At 68.5% G+C, this 22,925-nt stretch carries 12 protein-coding genes and 3 rRNA genes; 4 read left to right on the top strand and 11 right to left on the bottom strand.

Going from position 1 to position 22,925, the window contains the following annotated elements; translation table 11 throughout:
* The first annotated feature begins 240 nt into the window (after positions 1 to 240).
* Both QMQ26_RS24505 and QMQ26_RS24500 read left to right on the top strand, forming a co-directional pair.
* Positions 241 to 2,898: a SpoIIE family protein phosphatase gene (locus QMQ26_RS24505; protein ID WP_404813949.1), complete on the top strand. Its 2,658-nt coding sequence runs from the start codon at positions 241 to 243 to the stop codon at positions 2,896 to 2,898.
* A gap of 301 nt (positions 2,899 to 3,199) precedes the next feature.
* Positions 3,200 to 3,754: an acetate uptake transporter gene (locus tag QMQ26_RS24500; RefSeq protein ID WP_282202695.1), complete on the top strand. Its 555-nt coding sequence runs from the start codon at positions 3,200 to 3,202 to the stop codon at positions 3,752 to 3,754.
* Positions 3,755 to 3,921: 167 nt separating this feature from the next.
* Here QMQ26_RS24500 and cas6e read toward each other — a convergent pair whose 3' ends face one another.
* The 6 genes from cas6e to QMQ26_RS24470 all read right to left on the bottom strand — a co-directional run bounded on the left by cas6e (position 3,922) and on the right by QMQ26_RS24470 (position 10,094).
* Positions 3,922 to 4,629, bottom strand: coding sequence for a type I-E CRISPR-associated protein Cas6/Cse3/CasE (gene cas6e, locus QMQ26_RS24495; protein ID WP_282202694.1), 708 nt, complete (start codon positions 4,627 to 4,629; stop codon positions 3,922 to 3,924).
* A gap of 104 nt (positions 4,630 to 4,733) precedes the next feature.
* Complete coding sequence (gene cas5e, locus QMQ26_RS24490) at positions 4,734 to 5,630, bottom strand: type I-E CRISPR-associated protein Cas5/CasD (RefSeq protein ID WP_282202693.1); 897 nt, start codon at positions 5,628 to 5,630, stop codon at positions 4,734 to 4,736.
* A complete protein-coding gene (locus QMQ26_RS24485; RefSeq protein ID WP_282202692.1) occupies positions 5,627 to 6,928 on the bottom strand; it encodes a type I-E CRISPR-associated protein Cas7/Cse4/CasC in 1,302 nt (433 codons plus the stop codon). The genes cas5e and QMQ26_RS24485 overlap by 4 nt, the downstream gene beginning before the upstream one ends.
* 37 nt (positions 6,929 to 6,965) lie before the next feature.
* Positions 6,966 to 7,535: a type I-E CRISPR-associated protein Cse2/CasB gene (gene casB / locus QMQ26_RS24480; protein WP_282202691.1), complete on the bottom strand. Its 570-nt coding sequence runs from the start codon at positions 7,533 to 7,535 to the stop codon at positions 6,966 to 6,968.
* Positions 7,532 to 9,154: a type I-E CRISPR-associated protein Cse1/CasA gene (locus QMQ26_RS24475; protein WP_282202690.1), complete on the bottom strand. Its 1,623-nt coding sequence runs from the start codon at positions 9,152 to 9,154 to the stop codon at positions 7,532 to 7,534. The genes casB and QMQ26_RS24475 overlap by 4 nt, the downstream gene beginning before the upstream one ends.
* A gap of 760 nt (positions 9,155 to 9,914) precedes the next feature.
* Positions 9,915 to 10,094, bottom strand: a complete 180-nt coding sequence (locus tag QMQ26_RS24470; RefSeq protein WP_282202689.1) for a hypothetical protein — start codon at positions 10,092 to 10,094, stop codon at positions 9,915 to 9,917.
* A gap of 226 nt (positions 10,095 to 10,320) precedes the next feature.
* Between QMQ26_RS24470 and QMQ26_RS24465 the strand changes: the two genes are divergently transcribed.
* A complete protein-coding gene (locus tag QMQ26_RS24465) occupies positions 10,321 to 13,713 on the top strand; it encodes a hypothetical protein (protein ID WP_282202688.1) in 3,393 nt (1,130 codons plus the stop codon).
* Between the two features lie 60 nt (positions 13,714 to 13,773).
* Positions 13,774 to 14,631: a winged helix-turn-helix domain-containing protein gene (locus tag QMQ26_RS24460; RefSeq protein ID WP_282202687.1), complete on the top strand. Its 858-nt coding sequence runs from the start codon at positions 13,774 to 13,776 to the stop codon at positions 14,629 to 14,631.
* Positions 14,632 to 14,640: 9 nt separating this feature from the next.
* On the opposite strand, the gene QMQ26_RS24455 is transcribed toward QMQ26_RS24460, so the two are convergent.
* The 5 genes from QMQ26_RS24455 to QMQ26_RS24435 all read right to left on the bottom strand — a co-directional run bounded on the left by QMQ26_RS24455 (position 14,641) and on the right by QMQ26_RS24435 (position 22,833).
* Complete coding sequence (locus QMQ26_RS24455) at positions 14,641 to 15,411, bottom strand: phosphatase PAP2 family protein (RefSeq protein WP_282202686.1); 771 nt, start codon at positions 15,409 to 15,411, stop codon at positions 14,641 to 14,643.
* 187 nt (positions 15,412 to 15,598) lie between these two features.
* Positions 15,599 to 15,715: ribosomal RNA gene (gene rrf, locus QMQ26_RS24450) — 5S ribosomal RNA — on the bottom strand.
* A gap of 76 nt (positions 15,716 to 15,791) precedes the next feature.
* A 23S ribosomal RNA gene (locus QMQ26_RS24445) occupies positions 15,792 to 18,903 on the bottom strand.
* Between the two features lie 281 nt (positions 18,904 to 19,184).
* A 16S ribosomal RNA gene (locus QMQ26_RS24440) occupies positions 19,185 to 20,701 on the bottom strand.
* The 16S, 23S and 5S rRNA genes sit together here, the layout of an rRNA operon.
* Before the next feature lie 446 nt (positions 20,702 to 21,147).
* Entirely contained in the window at positions 21,148 to 22,833 is a 1,686-nt protein-coding gene (locus QMQ26_RS24435; RefSeq protein ID WP_282202685.1) for a ribonuclease J, read from the bottom strand.
* Positions 22,834 to 22,925 lie beyond the last annotated feature (92 nt).

The following is a 22,925-nucleotide window of genomic DNA, read 5'->3' as shown; positions in this document are numbered from 1 at the left end:
TCCTGACTCGGTTCACCGCCGCGGGAGGATCGGCGTCCGGCCGGTCGGCTCCCGCGCCGTCCCTGTCGACCGTACTGCGGCGGTGACGGCACGCGGACCCCCCAGTGTGGCAGCACCGACAGCCGGTGTCGGACCGGTTGCGCAGGGTTTTCCCGGCGAGCAGGGAAAGTGGTGAACGAAATCACCCCCAGGTGCCTGTTTCGACGCCCCGGCCCCACTGGGTACCAACCGGAAAGTAGGGTGGAGGGCCGCACCGGGCCGAGGCGACGCCGCCCCGCGCCCGCCGTACCGCCCGAACCGTCCGCCCGGACCGTCCGCCGGACCAGCAGCAGAGGAGCCGTGGCCGTGGTCACCGCGCGCGCAGCCGCCACCTTCGAACCGGTCGACCGGTCGGCCGCCGCGGCCCGCGGCTTCGTCCGGGACGCCCTGCTCGGCTGGGGCGTGCCCGAGGTGGTGGACGACGCCGTGGTGCTGGTCAGCGAGCTGGTCACGAACGCCGTGGTGCACGCCGGGACGGCCGCCGAGGTGGCCTGCCTGCGCGAGGAGGACACCGTCCGGATCGAGGTCAGCGACCGGCACCCGGAGCGCGGCCTGCCCTCCTTCGCCAACGTGACGATGAACTCGCAGCGCTACGCCGACCCGGACGGCGAGGGCGGCCGCGGCCTGCTGATGTGCTCGGCGCTGTCCAGCAGCTGGGGTGTGGAGTACGCGGCCGGCCGCAAGACCGTCTGGTTCCGGCTCGCCCTGCCCGAGCAGCGGCCCGGCACCCGGTACGCGCTGCCCAGCCTGCCCGGCGGCGAGCTGCCGACCACGGACGGCCCGGTCCGGGTCGCCGTGGTGCAGCTCGACGACCACGGGCGGGTCCGGCACTGGAACGCCGACGCCGAGACGCTCTTCCACCGGCCGGCGGACGCCGTGTTCGGCCGCCCCTGGGCCGAACTGGCCGTCTGGCCGCAGACCCCCGGCCTCGGCCTCGGCGACACCCTGCGGCTGGCCCGCTGGGAGGGCTCGTACGCGGTGCGCGGCGGCGACGGCGCGGTGCAGGAGGTGTACGGCACCCACGTGCGGCTGCGCGACAGCCAGGGCACCCCGACCGTGGCGTGCGTGCTGGTCCGGGAGGCCGACCGCGCGGTGCTGCGCAGCCCCGGCACCCCCGGCGCCGCCGTGGAGAGCGCCGGCACCGCCGTCGAGCCGCTGGACCTGCTGGTCGGCCCGGTCTCCCCCGACGACCTGTCCAGCCTGCTCCAGCGGATCGTCGAGCGGGCCCGCGACCTGCTCGACGCCGACGCCTCCTACCTGCTGCTCACCAGTGAGGACGAGACCGAGTTCGAACTGCGCGCCGCCACCGGCCTGGCCGGCCCGGCCCGCCGCTTCTCCCGGCTGCCGATCGACGCCGGGGCCGGCCGCTTCGACTCGGCCCGGCTGCCCGCCGTCCACGAGGACCTCGCGGTCCGCCCCACCGGCGCCGCCCCGCTGCTCGACGGCACCGACCTGCGCTCGCTGATCACTGTCCCGCTCAAGGTCGAGGGCCGGCTGACCGGTTCGCTCGGGGTGGCCGCGGCCGCCCCCGGCCGCTACGACAACGAGGACGCGCTGCGCCTGCAGTTCGCCGCCGACCGGATCGCGCTGGCCCTGGAGAGCGCCCGGCTCGGCGAGCTGGAGCGGCTGCGGCGCGGCTCGCTGTCCTTCCTGGTGGAGGCCTCCGACCTGCTCGCGGGCACCCTGGAACACGAGCAGACGCTCGCCCTGATGGCGCAGATGGCCGTCCCCACCCTCTCCTCCTGGTGCGCCGTCTACACCACCGGCACGGACGCCGCGGCCGGCGCCGAACTCGCCTTCGTGCTGCACGAGGACGAGGACCGGATCGACGCGCTGCGCGCCCTGCTCGACAAGTCCCCCGCCCCGGAGGCGGTGCCCAGCCCGGGCGCCCGCCCGTGGTCCGCGCCCGCCGAGACCGCCCGGGCCCTCGGCCACCCGGTCGGGCCGGAGCTGGGCGAGACGGTGGTGATGCCGCTGTCCGCCCGCAACCGCGTGATCGGCCTGCTGGTGCTCGGCACCCGGCACGGCGTCCGGTTCCGCCAGGAGATCCTGGAGCTCGGCGAGGACCTCTCCCGCCGGGCCGCCCTGGCGCTGGACAACTCGCGCCTGTACTCGGAGCGCACCGCGATCAGCCAGGCGTTCCAGCGCGCCCTGCTGCCGCCGGAGCTGCCGAAGATCCCCGGCGTCGAGGTGGAGGTCTTCTACCAGGCCGCGGGCGAGGGCAACGAGGTCGGCGGCGACTTCTACGACCTGTTCCCGATCCGCGAGGGCACCTACGGCTTCGCCATCGGCGATGTCTGCGGCACCGGACCCGAGGCCGCCTCGGTCACCGGCCTGGCCCGCAACTCGCTGCGCCTGCTGGCCCGCGAGGGCCTCGACGCCCCGCAGGTGCTCACCCGGCTGAACGCCGCGATCCTGGACGAGGGCAGCCGGGCCCGCTTCCTCACCCTGCTCTACGGCGAGCTGACGCCCCGCGAGGACGGCTCGACCGTCCTGTCGCTGGTCTGCGCCGGCCACCCGCTGCCGCTGCGGCTGCGCACCGACGGGCAGGTCGACCAGGCCGCCTCGCCGCAGCCGCTGCTCGGCGTGATGGACGAACTCGACCTGGTCGCCGAGGAGTTGGTCCTCGCCCCGGGCGAGGTGCTGCTGTGCGTGACGGACGGCGTTACCGAACGCCGGGAGGGCCGCCGGATGCTCGGCGACGACGGCCTGGCCGAGGTGCTGACCGGCTGCGCGGGCCTGACCGCGGGCGCCGTCGCGGCCCGGGTGCACCGGGCGGTGGAGCGGTTCGCGCCCGAGCCGCCGTCCGACGACATGGCCATCCTGACCCTGCGCATCCCGACCCAGCGGCAGAGCTGACCGATCACCGGTTTTCGAACCGGTGACGGGCCGGTGTCAGAACCGGTCACGGTTTGCTCACGCTTGCTCATTCTGCGTGAGGCGCGCGGGTACGGAGCCCGGCGGCCGGGTACACCGTGAGCACCGGGGGCTTCCACCCCGGAGGGCACGACCAGCGGCTCGGCCGCCGGTTCTCTCACTCGCCGCAGCCGCCGCACCCCTCTTCGGTGCGCCCACGACCCGGCACTCGGCACCACCTCCGCACATCCCACTTTTCACCGTGATCCCGCCATGCCCTGGCGCAGAGTGAAAGGAGCCTCCGGTGAGCAACGAAGCCTCCGGGGCGAACGCCCGATCCGCTGACGCGGGTCCGCTCGGTTACCTGGCCCTCGGTCTGACTCTGCTGGCGTACGGCCTGCTCGGCACGGGTGTCCTCAGCGGCACCTCGGCCGGCGGCGCCTCCACGCTGGCCAACCTGGTCGGCGGCGTGACGCTGTTCGTCGCCGGCCTCTGGCAGTTCCGCGGCGGCGACCGCTTCAGCGGCACCGCGTTCACCGCCCTGGGCGCCTTCTGGGCGACCTGGGCCGCCGCCGGCCCGGCCGGCAAGAACACCGCGGGCCTGTTCCTGCTGCTGTGGGCGCTGCTGGCGCTCACCCTGACCGCCGCCTCCTGGGGCGCCGGCCTGCTCACCCGCGCGGTGTACGGCCTCCTGACGGTCTCCCTGGTGCTCAGCGCCATCGGCGCCTTCGGCGACGCCTCCGGCTGGGCCAAGGTCGGCGGCTGGGTCGCCGCCGTCGCCGGCCTCGCCGCCTGGTACTCGGCCACCGCCGCCCTGACCGACGGCCGCTGGGGCCGGGTCGCCTTCCCGGTCAGGTAACCACCGCACCGCGCACCACCGCAGCACCGCACCGCCGCACCACCGTTCACCCCGGAGCCCGGACGCCACCCCCACGGCGCCCGGGCTCCGGCATGTCCGCAGGGCAACCACACTCCCCTCAGACCCGCGTGACACCCTGACGAGTCATCCGTTCACCAATGGCGCGCTCAGCGCACCAGGATCAGCCCGCAACCGTACGCCCGTCCGTGCCCCACTCCCTGGGCAAGCGCCGTCACGAATGCCGACGGGTCCGTCACGGTCAGCGTGCCGCGTAACTCCGCCCGGGCCAACTTCAGCCCTTGGTGCTGGCGTTGGCCCGACACCCGGGGCAGGATCCGCAGCGCCAGGCGTTCCGGGTCGGTGTCCACACCGATCCGCACCACTCCGTCCCCCGCCCTCACGGGCTCGCCGAGCGGCTGCAGCCGGCGCACGAACCACGCCTTCACCTGCTCCGGCCGGTTGAGTGCCACCCGCTTCCCCCGCTCCGTGCGGGCGGTCGGCCCGCTGCCCGGCACCTGCGACGTCGGGTGCCGACTCGCCACCGGGTTGACGACTGTCCGGAAGTCGACCCGGTCTCCTACCCGGAACACCCGGTCCACCACCAGGCTCTCCGGGCGCTGCGCCAGCACCCCGCGCGGCAGTTCGGACCAGTCACCCGGCACCATCGACTGCACCACCAACGCCAGCCGGGCCCGCCGCAGGTCGACCGTCCAGTTGAACAGCGTCCGCAGCTGCGCCCGGGCGTCCGGGCTGCCGTCGTCCACCCAACCCTTGAAACCGCTCATCACCGTCCGGTGCAGTTCCTGCACGTCGATCAGCACCTTCGCGGTGTACGGGTGCCGGGCGTCCAGGGTAAGTAGGGTGTGGGTGGTCACCAACCGGGCTGTTCCCGCAGGCTTCCCGGTGCCCGCGGCCGCTCCAGTGCTCGGGACGTTCCCGGCGTCCGGGGTGCTTTCGGCGCTCAGAACTTCTTCGGTGCTCACAGGACCAGGTCCTTCCATCCGACGGCGTCGGGGGCGAGGGTGAGGCGTTGCCGGGTTTCCCAGCGGTAGCCGTGCACGGGGCCGCTGTCCGGATAGCCGGCCTCGGTCGGCTGGTCGTGCACCGGAGCGGCGCCGAGCCGCGGAGACGGTTCTTCGAACCACGCCCACGGCCTCGTGTCCGACGGCGGGACACCGTCCGCGGTCGGCAGCAGCGCCCGATGCTCGAACACCTCGCGGAGCGTACCGGGCACCACCCCGAGCGCGAGGTCGCCGGACGGCGGGCAGGCTTTGCGGCCCAGCCACAGCAGCCGTTCCGGATGCTCCAGGGCGTGGGCGACCCGGGCCAGCAGTTCGCTGTCGGGATGCTGCAGGCCGACCAGGAACGCGGCGTCCGACAGGTACCAGCGTTCGCTGAGCAGCGAGTATCGCGCGACCTTGCCCGCCATCAGAGCCCCCGAGCCCGGATCGGCGGCGATCAGCTTCGGTGCGCCGTACCAGGAGGTCTCGCGCTGCCGTCCGAACGTGCCCGGGCGGTCAGCCGGTTCGAGGTGCTCGAAGGCGGCGGCCCGGCGGTGGTCGGTGATCAGGTCCCGCGGTCGCAGCGGGTAACGACCGCCGCCCACCGTGTGATAGTCCCGCACCAGCGTTCCCGGCCGATCGGCGCGTACCCCGAACAGCGCGGTCCTCAGCCCGGTCAGCGGGTCGGCTCGGTCCAGGCCGAGGGCTGCCGCGCACAGACCGACCACCCCGGACTTGGTCGGCCGGGTACGGGTGTCGCGCTGCGCGAACCGGCCTTGGACGCCCCAGGACTGCAACGGTCCGGCCAGCCGGATCAGCAGTACGTGCGGCGGCGTGTCGATGTCCTCCTCATCTGCGCCCGGGACATCGGTCACGGGACGAGCTCCTCGATGCCGTTCACCGGCCGCACCCGGTCGGCTGGCGCCAACTCGTCGAGCAGGTCTCCGATCTCCGGGTCATAGGTGAGTACTCGCGCGTACCGCAGGTCCTTGCGCTTGCCCGCCACGAACAGGTGGTGCCGCAGCAGGCGGCGCGCCGCTGCCGGGCCTGCCGGACCCTCGCCGCCGCCCTCGGGCGGGTTCTCGTCCACCGGGCGCTGGAACGCCCCGGCGTAGTTGTACGGCCGCTCGCCCTCGAATGCGAGCACCAGCACCGGCAACGACCCCGTGGACGCCGTGGAGTTCTTCTTCGCCTCTGGGAAAGCCTCCACGAACGCCGTGACGAACTCCCGCTCCGCCGCGATCGCCGTCTGCTCCGCCTCCTCCTCGCCCATGCCGGCTCGTCTCAGATTCGCCCGCAACTGGGCGCGATCGAGCACCGCGTGCCGGTAGAAGGTGCCGGAGATCAGCGACTGGTAACCCGTCATACCCGCGCCTGCGTCGTCCGCGGCGTCGAGGAAGTCCCACGCACCGCGCCTGCGCTCCAACTTGGCGTCGTCAGCGGCCGCGTAGAAGTCCTCGACCTGCTCGGCGGCGTGCACGGTGAACGCATGCCCGGTCTGCACGGCACCGTCCACGTTCGGGGAGTCGGCGATCTCCGCCAGAAAGCGGCCGTAGAGCGCGATGTCCACCGCGTCCCGTGGGGCGAGCGCCAGCAGCACGGCGTCCCTGGTCGCCTTCGGCAGCGGCAGCGGAGCACCCTCGGCCTCCGCCCCCTGCTCAGCGCCGCGCTTGGCCTTCTTCGCCGACTGTGCCTTCAGGTACTTTTCCCGCCACCGCGCCAACTCGTCCCGGTAGGCGGCGAGGTGGTCGGCGATCCGGGCGCCGGCGTCGGCCGGCGCGAACACCAGGACCTTCGTCAGATTGGCCACCGTCCGTTTCCCCGGGTCGCCGAACTTCAGCCCGCACGCCTCGATCACCGCTCTCGCGGTGGCCACCGCCTCATCCCGGTCCCAGCCGTACCGCCGGACGAGTTCCTCACCGGTCAGCAGCGCCCACTCCCTGGTGCGGGTTCCCATGCTCCGCCCGCCCAGCGCCCCGACGCCGGCATTCGCCCGGTCCCGCGCGTGCACCCGCTCGGCCCGACGCCGGGCCTGGCTGGTGATCATGTGCCGTTCCACGCCTCCGTACACCAGGGACTTCGGCTGGCCCGTCTCGTCCCGTACCGGGAGCACCGCGACCAGCGTCTCCAACAGGTGGAGGGAGAGAAACGGGCTTCGATCGTCAGCACTCACGCCGTCACGTCCTTCCGGTTGTCCCACTTCGCCGTGCCTACCGCTTCTTCCACTGCTGTTCCTGCGCCGCCGTCCGCTCCCGCGACCGGCCGGCGGGCGTGTGGAAGTCCACCGACCACCAGTACGCGATCCGGGCCTCCCGGTCGTTCCACTGGATCAGGTCCTCCGTCAACCGCGCCCACGACGGTGGCTGCTGCTCGCACGTGCGCAGCCGCACCACGGTGTGCTGCAGGTGGCGCCACGGCACCCGCCGACTCGCCACCACGCGTTCCACCAGTCGCTGCGCGCCCGGGTCCCGCGGGCCACGACCCGCCCCGCCACCGATCCGGGCCGCTGCCGCGCCCAGGCTCCCGTACCCGTACGAAGGCTTGCCCTGCCCCTGGTGGTAGAGCGCGAACAAGAATGCCATCCGCTCGAACAGGTCCCGTTGCCGGTCCCCGCCGTACCAACCGGCCCTGATGTGCGCGGCCGTCCGCGTCCCGGTCCGCCGCAGCTCCGCCAGCGTCCCGGAGTCGTGGTTGCGCACCAGCGTGGTCAGCCAGGCCAGCAGTGCCTCGCTGTCGTGCGGGAACTCCTCCGGGGCGGAGAAGTTGTCGGGCTCACTCATGGTCCGACCAGCTCTCGGATCTCAGCGGGGGCGTTGTCACCGGCAACGTCGTCCTCGTACCGCTCCATGGCACGGGCTCTGGCCCGGTAGCCCCGATCATTGGGGGGTAGCGACTCGAGCCGCTGGACCAGTTGCTCGCGGGCCATGTCCCGCAGGTCCTTCGCGTACTCCGTGACCAGTTCGACGACCACGGCGGTCGGCGAATCCGGGTCGAGGTCGGCCACTTTCTCCAGCAACTTGTCGAACGGTTCCGCGGCATCCGCCCAGAACCGCCATCGCGCGTCGTACCGGGCCACCAGCGCCGCCTCGTCCGCCGGTGCCTTCGCCGAGTGCACCGTCTGCGAGGCCACCAGCGCCGCCCGTCTCAGCGCTATCGCCAGGAACTCCGCAATCCGCGATCCGCGGGAAGACGCCAGGTAGAGGTGCTCGGCCATCCCCGGCGCGTACGGGAAGCAGCCCTCGACCCACGTCACCGGCAGCGTCTTGTTGGCGATCAGCCCGACGGCCCACAGCTGGTACGGAACGTCCATGCCGGTTCGCTCGTACGGGAGCGACCACAGCAGTTCGTACAGCCCGGGCTGGCGGTCCTTCACCGCCGCGTACAACGCGTGTGCCTCCTGCCACAGCGCCCGACTCGGCGACGGCCACAGCGGCTTGACCAGGCCGGCAGTCGTCCGGCTGAGCACGGCGTCCTTCATATCCCGCTCCGGGTCGAGCTCCAGGACCTCGCCCGCTCCGATCAGCACCCGGTCCACCACGGGGCCCTGCTTCTCGTCGAGGCGTCCCTCCAGCAGGATCGACCGCCCGAGCGCGCTGTGCAGGTCCGCCGGGTTCCGCGGCATCCTGGGCCGGGCCTTCGCTTCGAAGGTACGGCGCACCACGGAGCCGGTGGTCCAGGAGGTGTTGAGTCCGCCGGCCTCCCCCGCGTACGGGTAGAGGTTGAGCCGCAGTGTCTCCCCCACCGTCTCACCGAGCGCCACCACCCGGATTCGCCCAAGCAGCCGCCCTGTCGCAAGATTGGTGATGGCCGGACCGAGCTTCTCCCCGCTGATGCGTCCTCGTCCGTACGGGGCGTACACGTGCTGGGTCAGCACCGCCCGGAAGGCCTCCGCCGCCGACAGCGACTCGCCGTCCTCCAGGTGATGCCGGTCGAAGAACTGCAGATAGTCCCCCGCCCGCTCGATCACCAACTGCGCGGTACCCGTTGCCGATTGCTCGAACGACTCGCGGAGCAGCGCGTTCTGCCCGAGCGGGTGCAGCGGATCGAACATGTCCCAGTCGCCGTCCGATTGCCGCGCCAGCCACGCCGCCGCGCCAGTGAACCCGCGCCGCTCGGCGACCCATCGCTGCCACTCGCCCGCGCTGGCCGGGCACTCGCCCGCCGCGAAGCAGACCGCCAATAGGAACTCGACTATCGCGACCGTCTCGCCCGGCGTCCCGCCGGCGATCGCCGCCAACCCCTCGGATTCCTGGAACAGTTCACACAGACTTACCGACTTGGACTCACCATCACAGGTGATCACCGATACACAGGGCTGACGCCGCGGATCCCAGCCGAGTCGCGGCCCGGCCAGGGCTGAAGAGTGCGCCAGAGACAAAGCGCCGCCTATCCACTTCATTCTGATCTGCCTACTCGGAGCACGAGTCGGCCCCACTGACCCGAACGCTAGCACCCGGTAACCGGCCCAACGAGCCCGTTCGCCAAGAATAAAAAATAGCGATCAAGTTCAAACATGAAGCGCATCGAATGGCGCTTATCCGAACAGCGCAACAGCTTCAATCCCCGCACGCGCGGGGAACTGCCCGACGAAGCACCCAAGCCCATCGACGGGCCACTCCTGCGATCGCGGGAGGCGAATCGCCCTCAACTACCAGCCCTCGGCGACTTAAACAGAGTTGCGGAAATTCGATCTGGATGTCCACCCACTACACTCGACTGCACAGTCCATCACCCGAACGGGTGCATCGTTCGCGTCGCCCTGCGAGAACAGGGCGACGCGAACGACATGGGCTATGAGGGGGCTCGGTGAGGTGATGGCACCGAGCCCCCGACCCGACTAGAACATTTGCTCCACGCGCCATGCGGTCAACGTGCCCGCCACCGTTCCGAGCCACGCCACAAGTACTTCACGCCAAAACCAGCCGCCCATGTCCATCACCTCCTCGATCCATGACACCCCATCGTTTTGGTGCGCGGGAGCGCTGGACCCAGCACCCGCAACACACTGCCGAGAAGATTGCCAGCAGCAGTCCGCCGAACCGAGGAGAAGCCTGCACTCGGCCATGCGTTCGACATTGTGTCGATGCCCCTACGCCTATCGAGTTCCGGTAACTTGGCGGACCTCAAAGCAACAACCCCCGGATTCACTTCCACATCGGTCACCCCGACCCGCGGCGCCGCATCAGGATCCGCAGCGTCTCGCGCGCATCGCGCCGCCGAGCCGCCGAGCGGGCCAGCACCGACGTCAGGGCCACCGCAGTGAGGAGCAGGCTGTAGACCGCTCCGGCAGCGGCCGTCAGTTCGGCGGCTTTCGTCGCCTCGTCGAACAGAGAGATCACGGAGTACGCCCTTTCGTCTCAGTCCGCCAAGGACGGCGGTCGATGACTTGAGCTTTCCGGGCGGCTCCCATGCGTCACGACGGCCTTCCCAGTATTCCTCCAGGTCATAGCGTTCTATGCAGAGAGCGGGAGCAAAAGTAAGATGAATGGCACGGCTCCATACGCGGCCCGGAAACACCTCGGCTCAATGCTCCGAGAACTGCTGACCGCTCGCGGTGGCCTCAGCGTGCGCACCGCCGCCTCGCACATTCCCGGTCTGTCCGCGCGTGCCCTCCAACGCTGGTGCCAGGGCAGCCACGCGCCGAACGACACCACACTGTTCTGGGCCCTGATCGACCACTTCGCGCTCTCCGACCGCAGCCACCCGCAGTGGGAACTCGCCCTCGACGCCGCCCGGCGAGAAGCCCGGGAACAACAGCAGCGCTGGCAGAAGCCCGGCAGGCTCCACCCACCCACCGAACTGGACGCCTTCGCCCGCTCCACCATCGCCGACGCGCCGTCGTACCTGTGGTGGCATACAGAACTCCCCCACGGCAAGACGACTTTGCTCGCCGACTACGAATGCGACTCCCCTGGACAGATCGACGCCCGCTACCAGGCCGTATCCGCCGAAGCCGGGACCCACACCCGGGCCGGCTTCCTGCTCCGCTTGCACGACGCCCTCGAAATCGCCCCGCCGACCGGCCTCACCACCGACGAAGCGGCCTGCGCCCGACTCCTGCGAGAGACCGCGGCCAGGACTCGAGCAAGGGGCCGCCACCTGTTCCTCCTGATGATCGACGACTTGGACGCCGACCTCGGCTGGCCCCACTTCGACACTCACCCCGCCGCACCGCACAGCATCGCCGCGATGCTCCCGGTCCGGCCCCCCAATGGGGTACGGATCGTCGTCACCACCCGCCGCACCGCCCCCGTCCCTGCGGACCTTGTCGCCGACCATCCCCTGCGGCTGCGCGCCTGTTGCCGCGCTCTCACCCCCACCGCAGGACTCCCGCCCGCCGGCCCGACGCAGTCCCCTTTCGACCGCGCCCCCCTCAACCGGGAGGTCATCGCATTCCTCGCTCTTACCGGAGGCTGGCTGCGTCCCCAGGACCTGACGCAGCTCACCGGATCCACCGTCGAGGAGATCAACCTCTTGCTGACCCACCGGGAGAACCGTGCTGTGGTCACCGACCCCCGCGTGCCAGGGGGGCTCCGTCTGGCCTCCTGGGTCCCGGCCCCCGAACCTCACCCTCGGGACAGCGGCCGCACCGTCCGCCTGCACACCTGGGCCGCGTCCTTCCGCGACGCTGGTTGGCCGGCCGACACTCCGCCCTACCTGCTCACCGACTATCTGCGGCTGCTCGACGACCCCGCGGAGCGCGTCGCGTTCCTGCTCGCCCCGGAGCGCCAGCTGCGCCTCGCCGACACACTGGGACCGGAGCTGGTCCTCCACCAACTCCACCACCACCGAGGAGGATCTGCTCGGACAGGCTTCCTGGCCACCGTCTCGTGGGATCTGTTGTGCCAGCGCCTGCGCTCCGTCCCCGCCGAGGCTCCCGCTCTGCTCGCCCTGCTCGGCGACCTGCCGCGCGCGCTCGCCCTCGCCCGATCCGTCACTGCAAGGCCGGCCCGTGCGGCCGCCCTGGTACAGGTCGCCGTCACCCTCGCGAGCGCCGACCAGCATGACCCGACGGTGATCGGTCTCGCCGAAGAGGCCGCCGCGCTCTTGCACGATGCCGGCCCGTTCACCCCGCGGACACCCGAGATCATCGACGCCTGCACCCAGATCACCGACGCCGCCCGCGCCCTCGCCAACCTCCGCCTCAGAGACGCGGCTCAGCTGCTGTTCCGGGCCGCGGCCCGCAGCGGGGCCGCAGACCTGGCGGCTCAGGTGGAGGCGATGGCCCTCGACCCCGACGCGTCGATTCCCGAGCTGATGGAATACGCCCTCGCCCTCGCCGAGGAACGCCCCGAGTACGTCGCGGTCTCCGTGGACCTCCTGCGTACCGTCGCCCGGTTCGCCGACAAGGTGCTCCCCGAGCAGGGCGCCGACGCCTCCATCCCCCGCCGAAAAATCGGCGATGCCCTCCGGGACCAGGCCCTCGCGAAGATGTCCGAGATCACAGCCGCCCCGGACCCCGAGCAGCGCCTTGCCGCAGCCGCGGCCCGCTCCATCCAGGCGTCCGCCCTGGCTGAGCAGGGGTACCCGCGAAAAGCCGCCACCGCCCTACACGCCGTCTGGGATCTTCTTCTTCCGTCCCTGGTCGAACCGGGCAGCCCCGCCGACCGGTCCCATCTCGGACGCGAACTGTCAGCCACCTTTGAACAGATCGCCCTGGCTGAAAGCGCCACCAACCCTAGGTACCCAGCTGCCAAATCAGCCCTCCTGACGAATGCCCACCTGGCCGCCGGCCGCACCGGCATCCTCGGCGACGACCCGACCGAACGGGCCCGAGCCGTCATCGAAGCGGCGGTCGACACCTCCACACCCCTCGACGACACCCCTTTCTCCCGCGCCCGGCGTTCCTTCCTCACGGGCAACACCGCACTCGCCCGCGAACAGGCCACCTCGGCCCTCCGCACGCTCTACCTCGATGGCCCCACTCCGTTCGCCGAGCGCCACGTGCAAGCGCTGCTGCGCGCACTCGGCACTGTCGGCGCATTGTCCCAGGCCCACCGCTTGGTCCTCGCTGCACCGACTGGCGAGGCCCGCGCCGTCCGCCACGCCTCGCTGTCCCTCGGCTGCGTACTCAGCGGCCGCCGTGCAGAGGCACTCGCCCAGGCCCGTGTCGCCGCTCGCCTCCTCACCGCCTCCTCCCGACCCGGCACCCGCCTCACGGTCGCCCAAGCCCTCGCCCACAGCGGCGACTGCGATTCGGCCTTGGCAGTCGTCGCACTCCCTTCGGATGGACCCGACTTCTCCCGTACGGCCGCCCTGCTCGCCGCCGGGCTACTCGAGCACTCCCCCAGTCGAGCGATCGAGCTCTCCGACGCCGCTGCCCTCGATCTGGCCGTCCGACTGGCCGCCGATCCCTCCAAACGGCTCCGCCCGCTCTCCGCGCTGCTACTCGCGCACCCGCGCCCGGATCAACCGGCCGGTGTTCTGCCCGACGTGCTCCGCACCGCGAGCCGACTCGCCACGCGACCGCCTCGGCCCCGCACCGCCGAACCGGTCGTGGTCCTCGCGCTCCTGCACCACCTCGGCTGCCCGATCGACCCCGCCGCCGTCGCCCGGCTCCCCTGGTGGAGCGCCTGGTTGCGCAACGAACGCACCCGACACACCGAACGCGCCCTGCTCGCCGCGCTCGAACACAACACAGCCGAGGTGCTACACATCGCCAGCACCGCCCCTGACCGGACGACCTGGGTCGCGGTCCTCGCCGCCGGAGCCAAGGTCCTCAGCGGAGCCCCTACCGTCCTGGCCCACGACGATCCCCTCACCAGCCTCTGCCAAGCCTTGCGTCCCACTGCCGGCCCGTCGCCCGCCCGTCCCCTGTTCGACGCGCTCCTCCGGGCTGGTGAGTGGTCGCACGCGATCCCCATGCTGCCCTGGTTCGCCCCCGATCTTCTCCCGCCCCTGGGCGACCTCGTCGCCGCCCACACCCGCCCCACCCCCGGTGATCGCACAATCGCCTGACCCATTCACCTCGGGTTGCTACTGTCTGCGTGCGGAGGGGAACGGATGGGTCATTGGCTGGTGGGCACGGAGTCCCTCGCCGCATGCCGTTTCGCGCTCTCACCCCTGGTCGAGACGGTCGCCGCGGTCGGCATCCTCGCCGAGATCCGCCCCGAGCCGTGGCGCCGCGGCTGGCTCGCCACCCACCAACCCGCCTTCCGGGCCCACCTCGCGGCCACCCGGCAGCCCGCCCCCCGGCCCAGCGCCCGCCAAGCCGCCGACTGGCCCGGCGAACTGCGCCTGCCCGTCCCCGACCCGGACGCCGACCCCCGGCTGCTCGACCTCACCGACACCGGCCTGCCGCCGGACCTCACCGAACTCCTCGACTGGACGTGGCAGCACGTCGTCCGCCCCGAATGGCCCGCCCGCCTGCGCGCCTTCCGCGCCGACCTCACCGCCCGCCGCGAACGCGCCGAACGCCACGGCTGGCCCGCCGCCCTCCCCCACCCCGGCCCGCAGCACCGCTGGCTCCCCGACGGCCGCCTGCGCCTCACCGCCCCCGACCTCCCGCCGCCCCCGCACCCTTCCCCCGAGCTACTGCTCGTCCCCACCAGCGCCCGCCACGGCTGGCTCTGCCCGGACGAGTCGCGCAACCGGCTCGCCCTCGTCTACCCGACCTCGGCCGCCCCCGTCCCCGGCCCGCGCACCCCACCCGCCAGCCTGGGCCGCCTGCTCGGCAGCGCCCGCGCCGAACTCCTGGCCGGCCTCGACCGCCCGCGCGACACCACCCAGCTGGCCGCCCTCACCGGCCTCGGCCCGGCCGCCGTCGACGACCACCTCACCGTCCTGCTCGACGCCCGCCTGATCGCCGGCACCACCACCGGCCGCTACTACCGCACCGCCCTCGCCGAGGCCCTGCTCTCCGCCCAACCCGGCTGACCTCCGGCCCTACCGGGCCGCGCTGGGCTCCCGCTCCCCCGGCCCCGCCGCCGCGGCCTGCGGCTCGTCCTCCTCCTTCTGGCGCCACCCCGACACCGCCGCCTGCACCAGGTACACGGTCAGCAGGATCACCACCGCCACCAGTCCGTCCGCCCAGAAGTGGTTCGCCGTCACCACGACCACCCACACCGTCACCACCGGGTGCAGCACCATCAGCCACCGCCACGGCCCGCGCGCCACCGAGACCACCGCCACCGCCGCGATCACGCACCACGCCACGTGCACCGAGGGCATCGCCGACAGTTGGTCCGCCACCACCCCCGCGACCGCGCTGCCGTACACCGACTGCCCGTACTGCTCAGCCAGGTCGACGAACCCGCTGCCCGGCAGCATCCGCGGCGGCGCCACCGGGATGAACTGGATCAGCAGGCACACCGCCGTGGTCGCCACCACCGTGGTCCGCACCCACGCGTACCGCGCCCGGTGCCGCAGGAACAGCCAGAGCAACACCACCAGCATCACGCCGAAGTGCATCGTCGCGTAGTAGTAGTTCGCCCCCTGCACCAGCCACGGATGCCCCACCACCGCCCGCTGCCACGACGCCTCGTCCGGCAGCCCGAACTCCCCCTCCGTCCGGTGGATCCACTCCGCCCGCTCCAACGCGTGGCCGGTGCCCACCAACGACAGGTGCCCCACCACCTGCCACAGCGCGAACAACGCCAGCAGCGTCCCCGCCTCCCGCAGCGCGTCCGCCGCCACCCCCGCCCGACGCCGCCGCACCTCCCCGCCGGCTCGCCGAGCCACCCCTCGCCTGACCGCGAACGCCGCAGCGTACAGCGCCGCGGAGGCACCGGCCGAGGTTTGCCACGTCAACGTCAGGTTCTGCATTGGCGAAGGCTACCCGCCCGTTCCCGGGAACGCGAAAAAGCCCCCTGACATCCCGTCAGGGGGCTTTCCCACAAAGATTGTTCGGCGGCGTCCTACTCTCCCACAGGGTCCCCCCTGCAGTACCATCGGCGCTGTGAGGCTTAGCTTCCGGGTTCGGAATGTAACCGGGCGTTTCCCTCACGCTATGACCACCGAAACACTATGAAACTGTGCACCGCCCGCCATGACGCGGGGGTCGTTGTTTCAGAACAACACAGTGGACGCGAGCAACTGAGGACAAGCCCTCGGCCTATTAGTACCGGTCAACTCCACCCCTCACAGGGCTTCCATATCCGGCCTATCAACCCAGTCGTCTACTGGGAGCCTTACCCTCTCAAGGAGGTGGGAGTGCTCATCTCGAAGCAGGCTTCCCGCTTAGATGCTTTCAGCGGTTATCCCTCCCGAACGTAGCCAACCAGCCATGCCCTTGGCAGGACAACTGGCACACCAGAGGTTCGTCCGTCCCGGTCCTCTCGTACTAGGGACAGCCCTTCTCAACACTCCTACGCGCACAGCGGATAGGGACCGAACTGTCTCACGACGTTCTAAACCCAGCTCGCGTACCGCTTTAATGGGCGAACAGCCCAACCCTTGGGACCTACTCCAGCCCCAGGATGCGACGAGCCGACATCGAGGTGCCAAACCATCCCGTCGATATGGACTCTTGGGGAAGATCAGCCTGTTATCCCCGGGGTACCTTTTATCCGTTGAGCGACGGCGCTTCCACAAGCCACCGCCGGATCACTAGTCCCTACTTTCGTACCTGCTCGACCCGTCAGTCTCACAGTCAAGCTCCCTTGTGCACTTACACTCAACACCTGATTGCCAACCAGGCTGAGGGAACCTTTGGGCGCCTCCGTTACCCTTTAGGAGGCAACCGCCCCAGTTAAACTACCCACCAGACACTGTCCCTGATCCGGATCACGGACCCAGGTTAGACATCCAGCACGACCAGAGTGGTATTTCAACGGCGACTCCACCCGAACTGGCGTCCGAGTCTCACAGTCTCCCACCTATCCTACACAAGCCGAACCGAACACCAATATCAAGCTATAGTAAAGGTCCCGGGGTCTTTCCGTCCTGCTGCGCGAAACGAGCATCTTTACTCGTAATGCAATTTCACCGGGCCTGTGGTTGAGACAGTCGAGAAGTCGTTACGCCATTCGTGCAGGTCGGAACTTACCCGACAAGGAATTTCGCTACCTTAGGATGGTTATAGTTACCACCGCCGTTTACTGGCGCTTAAGTTCTCAGCTTCGCCCGACCGAAATCGGACTAACCGGTCCCCTTAACGTTCCAGCACCGGGCAGGCGTCAGTCCGTATACATCGCCTTACGGCTTCGCACGGACCTGTGTTTTTAGTAAACAGTCGCTTCTCGCTGGTCTCTGCGGCCACCACCAGCTCAGGGAGCAAAGTCCCGTCACCAGCAATGGCCCCCCTTCTCCCGAAGTTACGGGGGCATTTTGCCGAGTTCCTTAACCACAGTTCACCCGAACGCCTCAGTATTCTCTACCAGACCACCTGAGTCGGTTTAGGGTACGGGCCGCCATGAAACTCGCTAGAGGCTTTTCTCGACAGCATAGGATCATCCACTTCACCACAATCGGCTCGGCATCAGGTCTCAGACTACGTGAACGGCGGATTTGCCTACCGTTCGTCCTACACCCTTACCCCGGGACAACCACCGCCCGGGCTGGACTACCTTCCTGCGTCACCCCATCGCTCACCTACTACCCCGTTGGGTCACCGGCTCCACCACGTCCCTTCGTCCGAAGACTCCGGGCCGGCTTCACGGGCTTAGCATCAAGAGGTTCGACGTTGGCGCTTCAAAGCGGGTACGGGAATATCAACCCGTTGTCCATCGACTACGCCTGTCGGCCTCGCCTTAGGTCCCGACTTACCCTGGGCAGATCAGCTTGACCCAGGAACCCTTGGTCAATCGGCGCAAGAGTTTCCCACTCTTGTATCGCTACTCATGCCTGCATTCTCACTCGTGAACCGTCCACAACTCGATTCCTCGGCTGCTTCACCCGGCACACGACGCTCCCCTACCCATCACAGCAGGCGTTGGCCCTTCATGCTGCAATGACACGACTTCGGTGATGTGCTTGAGCCCCGCTACATTGTCGGCGCGGAATCACTTGACCAGTGAGCTATTACGCACTCTTTCAAGGGTGGCTGCTTCTAAGCCAACCTCCTGGTTGTCTCTGCGACTCCACATCCTTTCCCACTTAGCACACGCTTAGGGACCTTAGTCGGTGTTCTGGGCTGTTTCCCTCTCGACCATGGAGCTTATCCCCCACAGTCTCACTGCCGCGCTCTCACTTACCGGCATTCGGAGTTTGGCTAAGGTCAGTAACCCGGTAAGGCCCATCGCCTATCCAGTGCTCTACCTCCGGCAAGAAACACGCGACGCTGCACCTAAATGCATTTCGGGGAGAACCAGCTATCACGGAGTTTGATTGGCCTTTCACCCCTAACCACAGGTCATCCCCCAGGTTTTCAACCCTGGTGGGTTCGGTCCTCCACACGGTCTTACCCGCGCTTCAACCTGCCCATGGCTAGATCACTCCGCTTCGGGTCTTGGGCATGCAACTATGGTCGCCCTATTCGGACTCGCTTTCGCTACGGCTACCCCACACGGGTTAACCTCGCTACACACCGCAAACTCGCAGGCTCATTCTTCAAAAGGCACGCAGTCACAGCCCCAAAAGGACTGCCCCCACGGCTTGTAGGCACACGGTTTCAGGTACTATTTCACTCCGCTCCCGCGGTACTTTTCACCATTCCCTCACGGTACTATCCGCTATCGGTCACCAGGGAATATTTAGGCTTAGCGGGTGGTCCCGCCAGATTCACACGGGATTTCTCGGGCCCCGTGCTACTTGGGAGAAGCTCAAGCGAGCCGTACAGATTTCGTCTACGGGGGTCTTACCCTCTACGCCGGACCTTTCGCATGTCCTTCGACTACCCATACGGTTTCTGACTCGCCCAGCCGCCGGCAGACGACTGAAGAACTTTCCCACAACCCCGCTCTGGCAACCCCTGCCGGGTCTCACACCACAACGGTTTAGCCTCATCCGGTTTCGCTCGCCACTACTCCCGGAATCACGGTTGTTTTCTCTTCCTGCGGGTACTGAGATGTTTCACTTCCCCGCGTTCCCTCCACATACCCTATGTGTTCAGGTATGGGTGACAGCCCATGACGACTGCCGGGTTTCCCCATTCGGACACCCCCGGATCAAAGCTCGGTTGACAGCTCCCCGGGGCCTATCGCGGCCTCCCACGTCCTTCATCGGTTCCTGGTGCCAAGGCATCCACCGTGCGCCCTTAAAAACTTGGCCACAGATGCTCGCGTCCACTGTGCAGTTCTCAAACAACGACCAGACACCCACACCAGACCACCCTCACAGGTGGCCTCGCCTGAGGCCGGCATCCATGAGACAACGGCAAGCCGTTCCCTCAGGACCCAACAACGTGCCCGACACACCCGCTCCAGGAGCCGCGTTCCACACCCCGGAGGGGCAGTACTGGCGATCCATCACCGTGTGTGCCGAATAGTCAACGTTCCACCCATGAGCAACCGTGCGAGACATGCGCTCGCAAGCGGCCATGTGCTCCTTAGAAAGGAGGTGATCCAGCCGCACCTTCCGGTACGGCTACCTTGTTACGACTTCGTCCCAATCGCTGGTCCCACCTTCGACGGCTCCTCCCCTTGCGGGTTAGGCCACCGGCTTCGGGTGTTACCGACTTTCGTGACGTGACGGGCGGTGTGTACAAGGCCCGGGAACGTATTCACCGCAGCATGCTGATCTGCGATTACTAGCAACTCCAACTTCATGGGGTCGAGTTGCAGACCCCAATCCGAACTGAGACCGGCTTTTTGGGATTCGCTCCGCCTCGCGGCATCGCAGCCCTTTGTACCGGCCATTGTAGCACGTGTGCAGCCCAAGACATAAGGGGCATGATGATTTGACGTCGTCCCCACCTTCCTCCGAGTTGACCCCGGCAGTCTCCTGTGAGTCCCCGACATTACTCGCTGGCAACACAGAACAAGGGTTGCGCTCGTTGCGGGACTTAACCCAACATCTCACGACACGAGCTGACGACAACCATGCACCACCTGTACACCGACCACAAGGGGGCTGATATCTCTACCAGTTTCCGGCGTATGTCAAGCCTTGGTAAGGTTCTTCGCGTTGCGTCGAATTAAGCCACATGCTCCGCTGCTTGTGCGGGCCCCCGTCAATTCCTTTGAGTTTTAGCCTTGCGGCCGTACTCCCCAGGCGGGGAACTTAATGCGTTAGCTGCGGCACCGACGACGTGGAATGTCGCCAACACCTAGTTCCCAACGTTTACGGCGTGGACTACCAGGGTATCTAATCCTGTTCGCTCCCCACGCTTTCGCTCCTCAGCGTCAGTAATGGCCCAGAGATCCGCCTTCGCCACCGGTGTTCCTCCTGATATCTGCGCATTTCACCGCTACACCAGGAATTCCGATCTCCCCTACCACACTCCAGCCTGCCCGTATCGAATGCAGACCCGGGGTTAAGCCCCGGGCTTTCACATCCGACGCGACAGGCCGCCTACGAGCTCTTTACGCCCAATAATTCCGGACAACGCTCGCACCCTACGTATTACCGCGGCTGCTGGCACGTAGTTAGCCGGTGCTTCTTCTGCAGGTACCGTCACTTGCGCTTCTTCCCTGCTGAAAGAGGTTTACAACCCGAAGGCCGTCATCCCTCACGCGGCGTCGCTGCATCAGGCTTCCGCCCATTGTGCAATATTCCCCACTGCTGCCTCCCGTAGGAGTCTGGGCCGTGTCTCAGTCCCAGTGTGGCCGGTCGCCCTCTCAGGCCGGCTACCCGTCGTCGCCTTGGTAGGCCATTACCCCACCAACAAGCTGATAGGCCGCGGGATCATCCTGAACCGCCGGAGCTTTCCACCAACCCCCATGCAGGAGAAGGTCGTATCCGGTATTAGACCTCGTTTCCAAGGCTTGTCCCAGAGTTCAGGGCAGATTCCCCACGTGTTACTCACCCGTTCGCCACTGATCCACCCCGAAGGGCTTCACCGTTCGACTTGCATGTGTTAAGCACGCCGCCAGCGTTCGTCCTGAGCCAGGATCAAACTCTCCGTGAATGCTTCCACGAAAGAGCGGCACGGCAACCACCGGAATAGGGCGGCCCCGCGCACTGCGTCCTCGCTAGTGTTTTACTTCAAAAGGAATCTCCAACCCCGAACAGAGTCGAGGCCGGGGATGTCAACATATCTGGCGTTGACTTTTGGCACGCTGTTGAGTTCTCAAGGAACGGACGCTTCCTTCGACCGGCCTTCCGACCGCATCTCCGGGCGCTTCGTTCTTTCGTGTTCCCAGCTTATCAGACGTTTTCCGCTCCGTTTTCCGGAGTTTCATTCGATCCGATTCGCTTTCGCCTTTCGGCGCTCCCGAACTCTATCAGAGTTTCTCGGCCTGTTTTCCCCGCCCCCATTCGAACGAATTCGAATCCGGGGCGAAGCCGCACGACCGTGGGGCAACCCGGAGAACATTACGCACCGGGCTGCCCCAGGTCAAATCAGGCCGTGGCTCAGACCTCGACGACGACCGGGAGGATCATCGGGCGGCGGCGGTAGTTGTCCGCGACCCACTTGCCGACGGTCCGGCGGACCAGCTGCTGGATCTGGCGGACCTCCAGGACGCCCTCGCCGGCGGAGCGGGTCAGGGCCTCCTCCAGCTTGGAGGCGATCGAGGTGAACGCGTTGTCCTCGATGCCGGAGCCGCGGGCCTGGATGGTCGGGCCGCTGACGATCTTGCCGTTGGCGGAGTCGACCACCACGAAGACCGAGATGAAGCCCTCCTCGCCGAGGATGCGCCGGTCCTTGAGCGAGGCTTCGGTGATGTCGCCGACCGAGGAGCCGTCCACGTAGACGTAGCCGGCCCGGACCTTGCCGACGATCCGGGCGACGCCCTTCTCCAGGTCGACGCAGACGCCGTCCTCGGCGATGACCACGCGGTTGCGCGGGATGCCGGTGGCGATGCCCAGGTCGGCGGCGGCGCGCAGGTGGCGCCATTCGCCGTGGACGGGCATCAGGTTCTTGGGCTTGCAGATGTTGAAGAAGTACAGGAGCTCGCCGGCCGAGGCGTGGCCGGAGACGTGCACCTTGGCGTTGCCCTTGTGGACGACCTTGGCGCCCCAGCGGGTGAGGCCGTTGATGACGCGGTAGACGGCGTTCTCGTTGCCGGGGATCAGCGAGGAGGCGAGGACGACGGTGTCGCCCTCGACGATGCGGATCTGGTGGTCGCGGTTGGCCATCCGGGAGAGCGCGGCCATCGGCTCGCCCTGGGAGCCGGTGCAGATCAGCACCACCTCCTTGTCGGGGAGGTCGTCGAGTGTCTTGACGTCGACGAGCAGGTTGCCGGGAACCTTCAGGTAGCCGAGCTCGCGGGCGATGCCCATGTTGCGGACCATCGAGCGGCCAACGAAGGCGACCTTGCGCTTGTACTCGTGCGCGGCGTCCAGCACCTGCTGGATGCGGTGCACGTGGCTGGCGAAGGAGGCGACGATGATGCGCTTGTCCGCGTTGGCGAAGACGTTGCGCAGGGCCGCGGAGATGTCGCGCTCGTGCGGGATGAAGCCGGGGACCTCGGCGTTGGTGGAGTCCACCAGCAGCAGGTCCATGCCCTCCTCGGCCAGCTTGGCGAAGGCCGGGAGGTCGGTCAGCCGGCCGTCCAGCGGGAGCTGGTCCATCTTGAAGTCGCCGGTGGCGACCACCATGCCCGCGGGGGTGCGGACGGCGACGGCGAGGGCGTCCGGGATGGAGTGGTTGACCGCGATGAACTGGCAGTCGAAGGGGCCGATCCGCTCGCGGTCGCCCTCCACGACCTCCAGGACGTAGGGGTGGATGCGGTGCTCGGCGAGCTTGGCCTCGATCAGGGCGAGGGTGAGCTTCGAGCCGATCAGCGGGATGTCCGGGTTCTCCCGGAGCAGGTAGGGCACGGCGCCGATGTGGTCCTCGTGGCCGTGGGTCAGGATGATGCCGTCGACCTTGTCGAGGCGGTCCCGGATGTAGCTGAAGTCGGGGAGGATCAGGTCGACGCCGGGCTGCTCGTCCTCGGGGAAGAGGACGCCGCAGTCGACGATCAGGATGCGGTCGCCGTACTCGAGGACCGTCATGTTGCGGCCGATCTCGCCGAGGCCGCCGAGCGGGGTGATGCGGAGGGCGCCTTCCTTGAGTGCGGGCGGCGCGCCGAGTTCGGGGTGCGGGTGGCTCAAAAGACTCTCCTCACGACGCACGCCACATGCCCGGGGGGTTCCTCCCCCGGTGGCATATGGCGTGCGTCCATCGTGGTTACCTGACTGCCGAG

Origin of the sequence: Kitasatospora fiedleri (assembly GCF_948472415.1) — a bacterium.
GTDB lineage: Bacteria > Actinomycetota > Actinomycetes > Streptomycetales > Streptomycetaceae > Kitasatospora > Kitasatospora fiedleri.
This window is presented reverse-complemented; position numbering and strand designations above follow the sequence as displayed.

Bases quoted from the DNA above. Each gene is read 5' to 3' on its own strand.
- QMQ26_RS24475 (WP_282202690.1), bottom strand. From the start codon at position 9,154: ATGAAGTGGATAGGCGGCGCTTTGTCTCTGGCGCACTCTTCAGCCCTG.
- casB (WP_282202691.1), bottom strand. From the start codon at position 7,535: ATGAGTGAGCCCGACAACTTCTCCGCCCCGGAGGAGTTCCCGCACGAC.